At 64.4% G+C, this 14411-nt stretch carries 15 protein-coding genes; 14 read left to right on the top strand and 1 reads right to left on the bottom strand.

The window, feature by feature from the left end; genetic code table 11:
• Positions 1-111: 111 nt before the first annotated feature.
• Together kdsA and X265_RS20495 are read left to right on the top strand one after the other, a co-directional pair.
• Positions 112-963: a 3-deoxy-8-phosphooctulonate synthase gene (gene kdsA / locus X265_RS20500; RefSeq protein ID WP_128966452.1), complete on the top strand. Its 852-nt coding sequence runs from the start codon at positions 112-114 to the stop codon at positions 961-963.
• Positions 963-2174 (top strand): MFS transporter, encoded by a 1212-nt coding sequence (locus X265_RS20495; protein WP_128966451.1) that lies wholly within the window; start codon positions 963-965, stop codon positions 2172-2174. The genes kdsA and X265_RS20495 overlap by 1 nt, the downstream gene beginning before the upstream one ends.
• Positions 2175-2208: 34 nt before the next feature.
• Here the strand turns inward: X265_RS20495 and queF are convergent, their stop codons facing one another.
• Positions 2209-2697, bottom strand: a complete 489-nt coding sequence (gene queF / locus X265_RS20490; protein ID WP_128966450.1) for a preQ(1) synthase — start codon at positions 2695-2697, stop codon at positions 2209-2211.
• Positions 2698-2825: 128 nt separating this feature from the next.
• Between queF and eno the strand changes: the two genes are divergently transcribed.
• The 12 genes from eno to X265_RS20430 all read left to right on the top strand — a co-directional run bounded on the left by eno (position 2826) and on the right by X265_RS20430 (position 14363).
• Entirely contained in the window at positions 2826-4109 is a 1284-nt protein-coding gene (gene eno, locus X265_RS20485; RefSeq protein ID WP_128966449.1) for a phosphopyruvate hydratase, read from the top strand.
• 33 nt (positions 4110-4142) lie between these two features.
• Positions 4143-5282: a zinc-binding dehydrogenase gene (locus X265_RS20480; RefSeq protein WP_128966448.1), complete on the top strand. Its 1140-nt coding sequence runs from the start codon at positions 4143-4145 to the stop codon at positions 5280-5282.
• Between the two features lie 112 nt (positions 5283-5394).
• Positions 5395-6390, top strand: coding sequence for an MBL fold metallo-hydrolase (locus X265_RS20475; RefSeq protein ID WP_128966447.1), 996 nt, complete (start codon positions 5395-5397; stop codon positions 6388-6390).
• Positions 6391-6572: 182 nt separating this feature from the next.
• Positions 6573-7124, top strand: a complete 552-nt coding sequence (locus tag X265_RS20470) for an NADPH-dependent FMN reductase (protein WP_128966446.1) — start codon at positions 6573-6575, stop codon at positions 7122-7124.
• A gap of 171 nt (positions 7125-7295) precedes the next feature.
• A complete protein-coding gene (locus X265_RS20465) occupies positions 7296-7613 on the top strand; it encodes an FtsB family cell division protein (protein WP_027529774.1) in 318 nt (105 codons plus the stop codon).
• Between the two features lie 192 nt (positions 7614-7805).
• Complete coding sequence (locus tag X265_RS20460; protein ID WP_164938707.1) at positions 7806-8765, top strand: GAF domain-containing protein; 960 nt, start codon at positions 7806-7808, stop codon at positions 8763-8765.
• Positions 8766-9085: 320 nt separating this feature from the next.
• Complete coding sequence (gene adh / locus X265_RS20455) at positions 9086-10603, top strand: aldehyde dehydrogenase (protein ID WP_128966444.1); 1518 nt, start codon at positions 9086-9088, stop codon at positions 10601-10603.
• Positions 10604-10670: 67 nt separating this feature from the next.
• Positions 10671-11015: a DUF779 domain-containing protein gene (locus tag X265_RS20450; RefSeq protein ID WP_128966443.1), complete on the top strand. Its 345-nt coding sequence runs from the start codon at positions 10671-10673 to the stop codon at positions 11013-11015.
• A 152-nt stretch (positions 11016-11167) separates the two neighbouring features.
• Positions 11168-12190: a pyruvate dehydrogenase (acetyl-transferring) E1 component subunit alpha gene (gene pdhA / locus X265_RS20445; protein WP_128966442.1), complete on the top strand. Its 1023-nt coding sequence runs from the start codon at positions 11168-11170 to the stop codon at positions 12188-12190.
• Between the two features lie 29 nt (positions 12191-12219).
• The gene (locus tag X265_RS20440) at positions 12220-13602 is read left to right on the top strand and encodes a pyruvate dehydrogenase complex E1 component subunit beta (protein ID WP_128966441.1); all 1383 of its coding nucleotides are present in this window, start codon (positions 12220-12222) and stop codon (positions 13600-13602) included.
• A gap of 3 nt (positions 13603-13605) precedes the next feature.
• A complete protein-coding gene (locus tag X265_RS20435) occupies positions 13606-13908 on the top strand; it encodes a DUF5076 domain-containing protein (protein WP_008547332.1) in 303 nt (100 codons plus the stop codon).
• 2 nt (positions 13909-13910) lie between these two features.
• Positions 13911-14363, top strand: coding sequence for a nucleoside deaminase (locus X265_RS20430; protein WP_128966440.1), 453 nt, complete (start codon positions 13911-13913; stop codon positions 14361-14363).
• Positions 14364-14411 lie beyond the last annotated feature (48 nt).

The following is a 14411-nucleotide window of genomic DNA, read 5'->3' as shown; positions in this document are numbered from 1 at the left end:
GTTGCGGCGGGGACATCTCGCGCAACCCTGATATTCTGGCCGTCAAGGCCGAATAGGGTTGATCGGCCCCTCATCACCGCTATGGTCGCGGCGAAACGAGGGAATTGGCCTTTGAGCTCTTCATCATCCGCAGCCCCAATCGTCACCGTCGGTTCGGTCAAGTTCGGCAATGATCTTCCGATCTCGATCATTGCCGGGCCATGCCAGCTCGAAAGCCGTCAGCACGCGCTGGAGGTGGCCTCCGCGCTGAAGGAGATCGCCGCGCGGCTGAAGATCGGCCTCGTCTACAAGACCTCGTTCGACAAGGCCAACCGCACCAGCGCGTCGGCGGCGCGCGGTCTCGGGCTCGCGCAGTCGCTGCCGATCTTCGCCGAGATCCGATCCTCGCTGGGCCTGCCTGTTCTGACCGACGTACACGATGCCGCGCAATGCGCCGAGGTGGCGCAAGTCGTCGACGTCCTGCAGATCCCGGCCTTCCTGTGCCGGCAGACCGATCTGCTGCTGGCCGCGGCCGCAACCGGCAAGGTCGTCAACGTCAAGAAGGGCCAGTTTCTCGCCCCCTGGGACATGGCGAATGTCGCCGCCAAGATCACCAGCGCGGGCAATCCGAACGTGCTCGTCACCGAGCGCGGCGTCTCGTTCGGCTACAACACGCTGGTTTCCGACATGCGCGCGCTGCCGATCATGGCGCGCACGACACGCGCGCCCGTGATCTTCGATGCCACCCATTCGGTGCAACAGCCGGGCGGGCAGGGCGCTTCCTCCGGTGGCGAGCGCGAATTCGTCCCGGTGCTGGCCCGCGCGGCCGTCGCCGTCGGCGTTGCCGGCGTGTTCATCGAGACGCACCCCGATCCGGATCGCGCGCCGTCCGACGGGCCCAACATGGTGCCGCTGCGCGAATTCGAAGAGCTGATCCGCACGCTGATGGCGTTCGACACAGTGACCAAAAGCATCACGCGCTGATGCACCAGCCTGTGACCAGGCCGTCCCAAGAGCAGAAGTTTCCGCCGGCGATCAACATCATCGCGCTCGCCGGATTCTCGGCGGCGTTGTCGACGCGGGCGCTCGATCCCGTGCTGCCGCATGTCGCCGAGGATTTTTCGATCAGCATCGCCACGGCTGCGAGCATAGCGGCCGGCTTTGCCCTGATCTATGCGCTCGTGCAGCCGGCGATCGGTGCCGCCGCCGATCTGTTCGGCAAGGCCCGCTTGATGACGCTGTGCCTCGCGCTGCTCGGCGTCGCCTGCATTCTCGGCGCGCTCGCGAGCACGTTCTCGGCGCTGTTCGCGACCCGCATCCTGGCCGGCATTGCCTCCGGCGGCGTGTTTCCGGTCGCGCTCGGTCTCACCGCCGACCTCGTTGCACCGGCCAAGCGACAGGTCGCGATCGGGCGGACCATGGCGGGCTCGATGACCGGCAATCTGCTCGGCGCGTCCGCGAGCGGCATCATCGGCGATTTCATCGGCTGGCGCGGCGTGCTCGTGATCCTTGGCGCGCTCGGCCTGATTGCGGCCGTCGCGGTCGCTGCGGGCTTTCGCGGCGCCGCGCTGACGCCGCCGCCGAAGACGGACCTGAAGACCTTGCGGCAGGGCTACCGCACCATCTTCGCCAATCCCAACACGCGCTATTGCTACTCGGCCGTGTTCGTCGAGGGCTGCTGCGTGTTCGGCCTGTTTCCATTCATTGCCGCGTTTCTGTTCGATCTCGGCGAGAAATCGCTGTCGATCGCGGGCATCGTGATCGCGGGCTTTGCGGTCGGCGGCTTGCTCTACACCTTCACCGTGTCGCGCATGCTGCCGCGGCTCGGCGTCAAGGGGATGATGATCGCCGGCGGCGGCATCGTGGCGCTGCAGCTCGCGCTGTTGGCCTTCGGTCCGGGCTGGAAGCTGCAATTCCTCAGCCTGCTGGCGATGGGCTGGGGCTTCTACATGATCCATGGCTGCTTGCAGGTGTTTGCCAGCGAGCTGTCGATCGGGGCGCGGGCGACGGCGATGTCGCTGCACTCGTTCTTCTTCTTCATGGGGCAAACGGTGGGACCACTGGCCTATGGCCTTGGCCTCCAGCATGGCGGCAAGGTGCCGACGATGCTCGCGAGCGCGGCGATCATGACGGTGCTGGGCCTTGTTTGCGCGCAATTCCTCAAGTCGCGTGCACCGTCCGACGCGCAGGTTTAACCGCGCAACCGAAACATTGCCTTACTGCGGTCCCTCAGCCCCGGCCGCGATACGGCGCGACGCCTTGCTCGGGCACCCACAGACCCTTCGGCACGCGGCCGGTCTGCCAGAACACGTCGATCGGGATGCCGCCGCGTGGATACCAGTAGCCGCCGATGCGCAACCATTTCGGCTTGATCTCGCCTGCAATGCGCTTGCCGATCATCACGGTGCAGTCCTCATGGAAGGCGCCGTGGTTGCGGAAGCTCGCGATGTAGAGCTTGAGCGATTTCGACTCCAGAAGCCATTCTCCGGGCGCGTAGTCGATCATCAGATGGGCGAAATCGGGTTGTCCCGTCACCGGGCAGAGCGAGGTGAATTCCGGCACGGTGAAACGGACCAGATAATAGGTTCCCGCTTGCGGATTCGGCACCCGGTCGAGCTTCGCCTTCTCGGGCGCATCGGGCCATTCCACGGCACGGCCGAGCTGCAAGGACGCCTGGTTGGCAGGTGAGTTATTCGATTTGCTGGACTTTTTCGACATGAGGCCGCCTCCGAATGGCCCTCTTAGCCAATCAAGGCACGGCCGTCACCCGGCCTTTTCCGCTTCGATGCATTGCGGTAGAAGCACCGCCAACTGCCCCACCTTATGTTCTCCGAAAAGAGGCCCCCATGACCGCCATCATCGACATCATCGGACGCGAAATTCTCGATAGCCGCGGCAACCCCACGGTCGAGGTCGATGTCGTGCTGGAAGATGGTGCGCTTGGCCGTGCCGCGGTGCCGTCGGGCGCCTCCACCGGTGCCCATGAGGCGGTCGAGCTGCGCGACGGCGACAAGGCCCGTTATCTCGGCAAGGGCGTCACCAAGGCGGTCGGCGCCGTCAACGGCGAGATCTTCGAGGCGCTGAGCGGCCTCGATGTCGAGCAGCAGGCCCAGATCGACCAGATCATGATCGACCTCGACGGCACGCCGAACAAGAGCCGTCTCGGCGCCAACGCCATTCTCGGCGTGTCGCTGGCCTGCGCCAAGGCGGCCGCGAACTCGCTCGACATGCCGCTCTATCGCTATGTCGGCGGCACTTCGGCGCGGCTGTTGCCGGTGCCGATGATGAACATCATCAATGGCGGCGTGCATGCCGACAACCCGATCGACTTCCAGGAGTTCATGATCCTTCCCGTCGGCGCGTCCTCCTTCGCCGAGGGCCTGCGCTATGGCGCGGAAGTGTTCCACACGCTGAAATCGGAGCTGAAGAAGGCCGGCCACAACACCAATGTCGGCGACGAGGGCGGTTTTGCCCCGAACCTGCCGTCGGCGGATGCCGCGCTCGAATTCGTCATGAATGCGATCGGCAAGGCCGGCTTCAAGGCCGGGACCGACATCGTGCTCGGCCTCGACTGCGCCTCGACCGAGTTCTTCAAGGACGGCAAGTACGTCTATGAAGGTGAAGGCAAGACCCGTTCGATCTCCGAGCAGGCCAAGTATCTCGCCGACCTCGTCTCGCGCTATCCGATCGTCACCATCGAGGACGGCATGTCGGAGGACGACATGGACGGCTGGAAGGAGCTCACCGACCTGATCGGCAGGAAGTGTCAGCTGGTCGGCGACGACCTCTTCGTCACCAACGTCAAGCGTCTCGCCGAAGGCATCAAGGCCGGCCGCGCCAACTCGATCCTGATCAAGGTCAACCAGATCGGTACGCTGACCGAGACGCTGGCCGCCGTCGAGATGGCCCACAAGGCCGGCTACACTTCCGTCATGTCGCATCGCTCGGGCGAGACCGAGGATTCCACCATCGCCGACCTTGCGGTCGCGACGAACTGCGGTCAGATCAAGACCGGCTCCCTTGCGCGGTCCGATCGCACCGCCAAATACAACCAGCTCCTGCGCATCGAGCAGCAGCTCGGCAAGCAGGCGCTCTACGGCGGCAAGGCGGCACTGAAGGCGCTGGCATAAGCCGGCGCCTCACGACCACAGGGGAGGATCGACATGAGCGACGGCAAGACCGGACTGCAATTGCGTTCGCTGATCAAGACGAGCGGAGAGCTCGAGATCTCGCTTGTCGACGTGCCGACCCCCGAGCCCGCGGAGGACGAGGTCGTCGTCCGCATCGAGGCGGCGCCGATCAACCCGTCCGACCTCGGCCTGCTGGTCGGCGCGGCCGACATGAGCACGGCCAAGGCATCCGGCACCAAGGAAGCGCCCGTCATCACCGCGAAGGTGCCCGAGGGGGCGATGCGCGCGATGGCGGCGCGGCTCGACCAGTCCCTGCCTGTCGGTAACGAGGGCGCGGGCGTCGTCATCAGGACCGGCTCGTCCGAGGCGGCGAAGGCGCTGATGGGCAAGACCGTCGCGATGATCGGCGGCGCCATGTACGCGCAGTACCGCACGCTCAAGGCGCGGGACTGCCAGCCCTTGCCCGAAGGCACCACGGCAGCCGAAGGCGCATCCTGGTTCGTCAATCCGCTCACTGCGCTCGGCATGACCGAGACGATGCGGCGCGAAGGCCACAAGGCGCTGGTGCACACCGCCGCGGCGTCCAATCTCGGCCAGATGCTCAACAAGATCTGCATCAAGGACGGCATCCCGCTCGTCAACATCGTGCGCAGCAAGGACCAGGCGGAGATCCTGAAGAAGATCGGCGCGAAATACGTCGTCGATTCCAGCGCGCCTGGCTTCCTCGACGATCTCACCAATGCGCTGGTCGAGACCGGCGCCACCATCGCCTTCGATGCCATCGGCGGCGGCAAGCTCGCCGGCGACATCCTCAACTGCATGGAGATCGCGATCAACAAGACCGCGAAGGAATACAGCCGCTACGGCTCCAGCGTGCACAAGCAGGTCTATGTCTACGGCGCGCTCGATATCCGTCCCATCGAACTGCCACGCGGCTTCGGCATGGCCTGGGGCGTCGGCGGCTGGCTGCTCACTCCCTTCCTGCAGAAGATCGGACCTGCCGATATCGGGCGGCTGCGTCAGCGCGTCGTGAGCGAATTGAAGACCACTTTCGCCAGCCACTACACCAAGGTGGTGTCGCTCCAGGAGGCACTCGATCCCGCCAACATCGCGGTGTACGCCAAACGTGCCACCGGCGAAAAATTCCTCATCAACCCAAATAAATTGTCGTGATCAGTTAGCGCAGGTCAGCCAAAACAGGTCTTGCCTTCTGAGCAAAGCGGCCGATTATTCCGCCGCCGTCGAAAGCGGAAAAACCGCAACGCGCTCAGAAGGGGACCTCTCCATGACCGATCTCAATCGTCGTCACCTGCTTGCAGGCGCCGCCGCCATCGGTGCCGCCGCCGTCACCGGATTGCGACCAAGCGCAATCAATGCCGCAGTGCCGCAAGCCGGCGCGCAGGCGCCGGGCTTCTATCGCTACAAGGTCGGCAGCTTCGAGTGCACCTCGATCAATGACGGTGCGCGCAGCTTCCCGATGCCGGACAAGTTCGTCGTCAACGTTCCGAAAGAGGAGGCGCTCGCCGCCGCTGACGCCGCCTACATGCCCAAGGGCATGGTCACGGTGCCGTTCAATCCGCAGCTGATCAACACCGGCTCCAAGCTCGTGCTGATCGACGCCGGCAACGGCGTCGCCAACCTTGAACCCAGCAAGGGCGCGGTGGGCCGCACCCTGCAAAACCTGCAGGCCGCCGGCGTCGACCCGAAGAGCATCGACGTCGTGCTGCTGTCGCATCTGCATCCGGACCACACCAACGGCATCCGTCTGGCGGACGGCTCGATGGCGTTCCCGAATGCCGAAATCATGGTGCCGGTGAAGGATTGGGAGTTCTGGGCCAGCGAGGAGAACGCGGGCAAGGCCTCCAGCGACATGATGAAGAACTACTTCGCCAACGTGAAGAAGACCTTCGCCGGCATCGAGTCCAAGGTGACGAAGTACGAATGGGGCAAGGAGGTCGTGTCAGGCATCACCTCGATCGCGACACCAGGCCATACGCCCGGTCACACCTCGTTCGCAGTCGCCTCGGGCGACAAGAAGGTGCTGATCCAGTCCGACGTCACCAACATTCCGGAGCTGTTCCTGCGCAATCCGGACTGGCACGTGGCCTTCGACACCGATGGCGCGCTCGCGCAGCAGACCCGCCACAAATTCTACGACATGGCGGCGGCCGAGAAGGCGACCGTGGTCGGCTTCCATTTCACCTTCCCCTCGGTCGGCCATGTCGAGAAGGACGGCGCCAGATATCGTCTGATCCCGTCGGCCTGGAATCCGACAATCTGATCCAGGTTATGTAGTCTTACGAAAGATCGGGCCGCCGCTTGGCGGTCCGATTGTTTTGGGCGACCATCTGCTTTCGAGAAACTCAGCGTTTCCAAATCGCGCCGGTTCATGCACTTGCATCCATTGCCCCGGATGGCTTAAGTGCCGTCGGCACTTCTCCCTCAAGGTTTCAAGGACATCCCATGGCCTACAATATCGTCGTGATCGCCGGCAGCCTGCGCAAGGACAGCTTCTCGCTGAAGATCGCCAACGCGCTTGCCAAGCTGGCGCCCAGCTCTCTCAAGCTCGAGGTCATCACACCGGCGGGGATCTCCTTCTTCAACCAGGATCTCGAGGGTGCGCCGCCCGCCGACTGGCTGGCGTTCCGCGAGAAGCTGCAGGCGTCGAACGGGGTCCTGTTCGTCACGCCCGAATACAACCGCTCGATTCCGGGTGTCCTTAAGAACGCGATCGACGTCGCTTCCCGCCCTTACGGCAAGAGCTCTTTTCTGGGCAAACCGGTCGGCATCATCTCCAACTCACCGGGGCCGCTCGGCGGCGTCAGCGCGGCCAAGCATCTCCAGAATATCCTGCCCGGCATTTCCGGCCCGCTTCTCCAGCAGCCGGAAATCTACCTGAACGGGGTCGGCGATGCCTTCGATGCCGAGGGCAACCTGACCAAGGACTCGCTGAAGACGGTGCTTCAGCAGTACATTGACGCCTTTGCGGCGCACGTCGCCAAGCATCACGGCTGAGCCGCTCACTCCGTCATTCCGGGGCGATGCGAAGCATCGAGCCCGGAATCCATTTCCCGACGGAGGTTGTGGTCTGATGGATTCCGGGTTCGCGCTACGCGCGCCCCGGAACGACAGCGAGTTGGATGGGCGGTTAGCACTCCCTTAACCAAGTTGGCCCATCTTGCCAAAATGGTCTCGCGCGCCCGCCTCAAATCGATCCTGACCGGCCTTGCCCTCTATGCGATGGCGGCCGCCATCGTCGGCTATTTCGGCGTCAACGCCTATACCGGCAAATACGGCCTCAACGCCCGCCAGGAGCTCGACCAGGAGATCATCGCGCTCACCAGCGAGCTCGCCCAGCTCAAGCGCGAGCGCGCCCGCAGTGAGCAGCGCGTCTCACTGCTGCGCACCGAAAAGATCGACCCCGACATGCTCGACGAGCGGGCCCGGTTTCAGCTCGACTACGTCAACCCGCACGATCTCGTCCGGATGATCCCGCAGAACTAACGCGTCCGCGCCGTTCCAATCCCGATCAGGCCGCCACCTATTCCGAAGGTCGTAGGTCCGCGGCCGGATCCCGCCTTGACGGCTATGCGGCGCGGGGAGCATTGCTTTTCCCAGCGCGATGCCGCCGAGGGTTGACGGAGATCAATCGGGTTGTGCGAGCGCCGACTACACTGCTTCCCGGAGGAAACGGTGATGGATGGGTCAATGCCCCGGCATCACGCGGCTCGTGTCGAGGCCGCTATTGCATCAGGCCAGGCGGCTCGGTCCGCGCTCGTGGCCTCGTGGCGCCGTTCCTCCCGACTGCACCATCTCGATCCCGCCGGCCGCAGTGAGCCGCTGCGGCTGAGCGACATCGAACTGCGACAGGCGCGCGAGCGCATCGCGCCGCTGCTGGCCGCCGCGCAAGGTGCAATGGACCGGCTGTATCAGGCGGTCGGCGCGAGCGGTTGCTGCGTCCTGCTTGCCGACGGCGAGGGGGTTCCCGTCGACCGCCGCGGCACGCCGGCCGACGACACGACATTTCAGTCCTGGGGCCTGTGGACCGGCGCGCTCTGGAGCGAGGAGCACGAGGGCACCAACGGCATCGGCACCTGCGTCGTCGAGCAGCGGCCGCTGACGATCGATCGCGATCAGCACTTCTTCACCCGCAATACGCTGCTGAGCTGCACGGCCGTTCCGACCTACGACCATGAGGCGGCCTTTGCCGGCGTGCTCGACGTCTCCTCCTGCCGCGCCGATCGCACCGATGCCTTCTCCAGCCTGATCGCGCTGGCGGCCGGAGAAGCCGCCAGGCGCATCGAGGCCGACCTGTTTCGCCGCGCCTTTGCGCATGCCCGCATCGTGCTCACGCCAGGTCCGGACGGCCAGTCAATCGGTCTCGTTGCGGTCGATGGGGATGATCTCGTGATCGGGGCCACCCGGTCCGCGAGGGCAAGTCTCGGGATTGCGCCGGGCCGGCCGATGCAGCCGGTGCCCGCAGCCGACCTGCTTGGCGGCGAACCCGGGCATGACCATCTCGATGGCGGTCAGCGCGCGGTGTTGCAGCGTGCGCTGCTGCGCGCCGGCGGCAACGTGTCGGCCGCCGCCAAGGCTCTCGGCGTCAGCCGGGCCACGCTGCACCGGAAGCTGAAACGGTTCGAGCTGAAGCACTGACCTTCATCCGTCATTGCGAGGAGCCCGTGACAAAATTGCGAAGCAATTTTGCACTGGCGACGAAGCAATCCAGACTGTCCCGAGGAGGGATTCTGGATTGCTTCGCGGAGCCTGTCTTCGGGCCGCGCTTTGCGCGGACCCGGTGGCTCGGATGACGGCTCGGAAAGCGGAGTCTGTCACCCACGACTGTCGCAGTTCTGCGACAGGTCCGCTCCGTCATCGCGTCCGCCCGGGCTGACAGAAATCACCTCCCGCGGGATCGTTGCCGCAAGTCGCGACCACGCGACGAATTTGCGCAAACAGCAACATCGGGAGTGAACATGAACAAGGTTGAATTCCTCAATCTCACGAAGAATCCGTTCGCCGCAAGCTATGACAACTTCATTGGCGGCAAATGGGTGGCGCCGCGCGCGGGCAAGTACTTCGACAACGCATCGCCCGTGACCGGGCAGGTCGTCTGCAAGATCGCCCGCTCCGACGCGCAGGACGTCGAAGCTGCGCTCGACGCTGCGCATGCGGCCAAGGACGCCTGGGGACGCACCAGCGTCGTCGAACGCGCGATCATCCTCAACAGGATCGCCGATCGCATGGAAGAGAATCTCGAGCAGCTCGCCATCGCCGAGACCTGGGACAACGGCAAGCCCATCCGTGAGACCCGCGCCGCCGACCTGCCGCTGGCGATCGACCATTTCCGCTATTTCGCCGGCGCCATTCGCGGGCAGGAAGGCAATCTCTCCGAGATCGATCAGGACACCGTCGCCTATCATTTCCATGAGCCGCTCGGCGTCGTGGGCCAGATCATCCCCTGGAACTTCCCGCTGTTGATGGCCTGCTGGAAGCTTGCGCCCGCGATCGCCGCCGGAAATTGCGTTGTGCTCAAGCCCGCCGAGCAGACGCCGGCTTCGATCCTGGTCTGGGCCGAGCTGGTCGGCGACCTCTTGCCGCCAGGCGTGATCAACATCGTCAACGGCTTTGGCCTCGAGGCCGGCAAGCCGCTCGCCTCCAGCCCCCGCATCTCCAAGATCGCCTTCACCGGCGAGACCACGACCGGCCGGCTGATCATGCAATATGCCAGCCAGAATCTGATCCCGGTCACCCTCGAACTCGGCGGCAAGTCGCCGAACATCTTCTTCAAGGACGTGATGGCCGAGGACGACGATTTCCTGGACAAGGCGATCGAAGGCTTCGTCATGTTCGCCCTCAACCAGGGCGAGGTCTGCACCTGTCCGAGCCGGGCGCTGGTGCACGAGTCCATCTACGACCGCTTCATGGAGCGTGCGCTCAAGCGTGTCGCCGCGATCGTCCAGGGCGACCCGCGCGATGCCGCGACCATGATCGGTGCACAGGCCTCCAGCGAGCAGTTGGAGAAAATTCTTTCCTATATCGACATCGGAAAGCAAGAAGGTGCCAAGGTTCTGGCCGGCGGCGCGCGTGCGAACCTGTCCGGCGATCTCGCCGGCGGCTTCTACATCCAGCCGACGGTGTTCCACGGCAACAACAAGATGAGGATCTTCCAGGAGGAGATCTTCGGACCCGTCGTGTCGGTCACGACCTTCAAGACCGACGAGGAGGCGCTGTCGATCGCCAACGACACGCTTTACGGTCTCGGCGCCGGCATCTGGAGCCGTGACGCCAACCGCTGCTACCGCTTCGGCCGGGCCATCCAGGCGGGCCGCGTGTGGACCAACTGCTATCACGCCTATCCCGCGCACGCGGCGTTCGGCGGCTACAAGCAGTCGGGCATCGGCCGCGAGACCCACAAGATGATGCTCGATCACTATCAGCAGACCAAGAACCTCCTGGTCAGCTACAGCCCGAAGAAGCTCGGCTTCTTCTGATCGGGCAGTCCGGGCAGGGCAGCGCAATCCTCCCTTTGCGCTGCCCTGTGCCGGTGAGATGGCAGCCATGAACGACAAGGTCAGCGCCACCGAGGCTGCGCTCGAGCTTCTGGCCGAGATCTGCAGAGATCACGGCCCGGTGCTGTTTCATCAGTCAGGAGGTTGTTGCGACGGCTCATCGCCGATGTGCTACCCGGCGGGTGAATTCGTCATCGGGCACACCGATGTGCTGCTCGGCCATGTCGGTGGCATGCCGGTCTATATTGGCGGCGCCCAATACGAGGTCTGGAAGCATACCGACCTGATCATCGACGCCGTTCCAGGGCGCGGCGGGATGTTCTCATTGGACAACGGGACCGAGAGGAGGTTCTTGACCAGGTCACGAATCTGTTCGCGCGACGGCTGCGATTAGGTTTGTTGCCCGATCGGCGCGAAAGATTTTGCAATATTTCTAGTCACGTTGCAGTGCGGCATAATGAAAATTGTGCCGCGGCGCTGCGGTGCTTTCCAAGGGCGTTTGACTTGGGTTAGAGAGGGCTTAGTTTTCTCTGACCCGGAATTCTCATGGCCGCACCCAAGAAAGCCGCCGCAAGCAGCCCACACGACAAAACCGACGGCGCTTCGCCCCCGGAATTCACGCGCGAGCAGGAGCTGAAGGCGCTCCGCGACATGCTCCTCATCCGGCGATTCGAGGAAAAAGCCGGCCAGCTCTACGGCATGGGTGCGATCGGCGGCTTCTGCCATCTCTATATCGGGCAGGAGGCCGTGGTGGTCGGCATGCAGATGGCTCTGAAAGAGGGCGATCAGGTCATCACCGGCTATCGCGATCACGGCCACATGCTCGCCACCGGCATGGACGCCAACGGCGTCATGGCCGAGCTCACCGGACGCCGCGGCGGCTATTCCAAGGGCAAGGGCGGCTCCATGCACATGTTCAGCAAGGAGAAGCACTTCTACGGCGGCCATGGCATCGTCGGCGCGCAGGTCTCGCTCGGCACGGGCCTCGCCTTTGCCAACAATTATCGCAGCAATGGCAATGTCAGCGTCACCTATTTCGGCGACGGCGCGGCCAACCAGGGCCAGGTCTATGAGAGCTTCAACATGGCCGAGCTCTGGAAGCTGCCGGTGATCTACGTCATTGAGAATAACCGCTACGCCATGGGCACGTCGGTCTCGCGCGCGTCGGCGCAGCAGGATTTCTCCAAACGCGGCGTGTCCTTCAACATCCCCGGCAAGCAGGTTGATGGCATGGACGTCCGCGCCGTCAAGGCTGCGGGCGAGGAGGCGGCCGCCTGGTGCCGCGCCGGCAAGGGCCCCTACATCCTTGAAATGCAGACCTACCGTTACCGCGGCCACTCGATGTCCGACCCGGCAAAATACCGCACGCGTGAGGAGGTCGAGAAGGTTCGCCACGACCAGGATCCGATCGAGCAGGTGCGCAACCGCCTGCTCGCGGCCAAGGTCAGCGAGGCCGACCTCAAGGCGATCGATGCCGAGGTGCGTGACATCGTCAACGCCTCCGCCGATTTTGCCCAGCACGATCCTGAGCCGGATGCTGCCGAGCTCTGGACCGACGTTTACCGCTAAACGCGCGCAAGCTTTTTCTTGGAGTCGATATGCCAATTCAAGTGCTGATGCCCGCGTTGTCGCCCACGATGGAAAAGGGCAACCTCGCCAAATGGTTAAAAAAAGAGGGCGAGGCGATCAAGTCGGGCGACGTGATCGCCGAGATCGAGACCGACAAGGCCACCATGGAGGTCGAAGCGACCGATGAGGGCACGCTCGGCAAGATCCTGATCCCCGAAGGGACCGCCGACGTCGCGGTGAACACGCCGATCGCGACGATCCTCGCCGATGGCGAGAGCGCCGCCGATCTCGCCAAGGCGCCTGCACCGGCCGCCAAGGCTGCGGAGTCTGCGCCGCCCGCCGCCGCCAAGGCCGAAGCGCCTGCGCCCAAGGCCGCACCCGCGCCGCAGGCCGTCGCCGAACCGGATCCGGAAGTGCCCGCCGGCACCGAGATGATCACCCAGACCATCCGCGAAGCGCTGCGCGATGCCATGGCCGAAGAGATGCGCCGCGACCCCGACGTGTTCGTGATGGGCGAAGAGGTCGCCGAATATCAGGGCGCCTACAAGGTGACCCAGGGCCTGCTGCAGGAGTTCGGCGCGCGCCGCGTGATCGACACCCCGATTACCGAGCACGGCTTTGCCGGCGTCGGCGTCGGCGCCGCCATGACCGGGCTCAAGCCTGTCGTCGAGTTCATGACCTTCAACTTCGCCATGCAGGCGATCGACCAGATCATCAACTCCGCGGCCAAGACGCTCTACATGTCCGGCGGCCAGATGGGTTGCTCGATCGTGTTCCGCGGGCCCAACGGCGCAGCGGCGCGTGTCGCCGCCCAGCACAGCCAGGATTATTCGGCCTGGTACTCGAACGTCCCCGGCCTCAAGGTCGTCGCGCCGTTCTCGGCGGCCGATTACAAGGGCCTGCTCAAGGCCGCGATCCGCGATCCCAATCCGGTGATCTTCCTCGAGAACGAGGTGCTCTACGGTCACACCGGCGAGGTGCCGAAGCTCGACGATTTCGTCATCCCGATCGGCAAGGCGCGCATCGTGCGCACAGGCTCTCACGTCACCATCATCTCGTGGTCGAACGGCATGACCTACGCGTTGAAAGCGGCCGACGAGCTTGCCAAGGACGGCATCGAAGCCGAGGTGATCGACCTGCGCACGCTGCGGCCGATGGACACCGAAACCATCGTCAACTCGGTCAAGAAGACCGGCCGTGCCGTCACGGTGGAAGAGGGCTGGGCCCAGAGCGGTGTCGGCGCCGAGATCGCCGCGCGCATCATGGAGAATGCCTTCGACTATCTCGACGCGCCGGTCGCGCGCGTGTCCGGCAAGGACGTGCCGATGCCTTATGCGGCGAACCTGGAGAAGCTCGCGCTGCCGTCGGCGGCCGAAGTGGTCGAGGCCGCCAAAGCCGTCTGCTACAGGTAGGCCATGGCGGGCCCGAAGGAGCAGCCATTACCGCCCGACGTCATGACCCGCGACGACGCGGTCGAGATCCTGCGCGTGTTCGTGCTGGATGGCGGGCTGTCGATGGCGTTCCAGCGGGCCTTCGAGGAGCCCGACATGTGGGGCCTGCTGCTGGTCGATCTCGCCCGCCACGCCGCGCGCGCCTATGCGCGCGAGAGCGAATACACCGAGGAAGACGCGCTGAACCGGATCCTCGACATGTTCCAGGCGGAGATCGAGCGTCCGACCGACACCGGCACCACGACGCCGCGCGGGAAGGGACACTGACCGTGGCGATCGAAACCCACCATTACGATCTCATGCTGGAGGCGATCCGCGAGGCGGAGGCCTCGATCGCGCAGGGCGGCCTGCCGATCGGCGCCGTGCTCACGCGCGACAACAAGATCATCGCTCGCGGCCACAACAACCGCGTGCAGGAGAACAATCCGATCCTGCACGGCGAGATGAGCTGCCTACGCCAAGCCGGCGCGATCTCGTTCCATGACACCGTCATGTACACCACGCTCTCGCCATGCTCGATGTGTGCCGGCGCGCTCGCTCTGTTCAAGGTCAAGCTCGTGGTGATCGGCGAGTCCGTCACCTTCGAGGGATCCAAGGACATTCTCGACAAGTTCGGGATTCCCTGGATCGACCTTGCCGACGACCGCTCCATCACCATGATGAAGAATTGGCGTTCCATCCCTGCCAATGAGCGCCTCTGGCAAGGCGACATCGGCAACTAAACCCTGTCTGTTCGTCTTCACTTTCGAAGGCGACGTTTTGAGAAGTTC

Origin of the sequence: Bradyrhizobium guangdongense (assembly GCF_004114975.1) — a bacterium.
In the GTDB taxonomy this organism is placed as follows: Bacteria; Pseudomonadota; Alphaproteobacteria; order Rhizobiales; family Xanthobacteraceae; genus Bradyrhizobium; species Bradyrhizobium guangdongense.
Note: the sequence above shows the minus strand (reverse complement) of the source record. Positions and strands in the feature narration are given on the sequence as shown.

Coding starts and splice junctions, on each gene's coding strand:
- X265_RS20495 (WP_128966451.1), top strand. CDS start 963: ATGCACCAGCCTGTGACCAGGCCGTCCCAAGAGCAGAAGTTTCCGCCG.
- queF (WP_128966450.1), bottom strand. CDS start 2,697: ATGTCGAAAAAGTCCAGCAAATCGAATAACTCACCTGCCAACCAGGCG.
- eno (WP_128966449.1), top strand. CDS start 2,826: ATGACCGCCATCATCGACATCATCGGACGCGAAATTCTCGATAGCCGC.
- X265_RS20480 (WP_128966448.1), top strand. CDS start 4,143: ATGAGCGACGGCAAGACCGGACTGCAATTGCGTTCGCTGATCAAGACG.
- X265_RS20475 (WP_128966447.1), top strand. CDS start 5,395: ATGACCGATCTCAATCGTCGTCACCTGCTTGCAGGCGCCGCCGCCATC.
- X265_RS20470 (WP_128966446.1), top strand. CDS start 6,573: ATGGCCTACAATATCGTCGTGATCGCCGGCAGCCTGCGCAAGGACAGC.
- X265_RS20465 (WP_027529774.1), top strand. CDS start 7,296: ATGGTCTCGCGCGCCCGCCTCAAATCGATCCTGACCGGCCTTGCCCTC.
- X265_RS20460 (WP_164938707.1), top strand. CDS start 7,806: ATGGATGGGTCAATGCCCCGGCATCACGCGGCTCGTGTCGAGGCCGCT.
- adh (WP_128966444.1), top strand. CDS start 9,086: ATGAACAAGGTTGAATTCCTCAATCTCACGAAGAATCCGTTCGCCGCA.
- X265_RS20450 (WP_128966443.1), top strand. CDS start 10,671: ATGAACGACAAGGTCAGCGCCACCGAGGCTGCGCTCGAGCTTCTGGCC.
- pdhA (WP_128966442.1), top strand. CDS start 11,168: ATGGCCGCACCCAAGAAAGCCGCCGCAAGCAGCCCACACGACAAAACC.
- X265_RS20440 (WP_128966441.1), top strand. CDS start 12,220: ATGCCAATTCAAGTGCTGATGCCCGCGTTGTCGCCCACGATGGAAAAG.
- X265_RS20435 (WP_008547332.1), top strand. CDS start 13,606: ATGGCGGGCCCGAAGGAGCAGCCATTACCGCCCGACGTCATGACCCGC.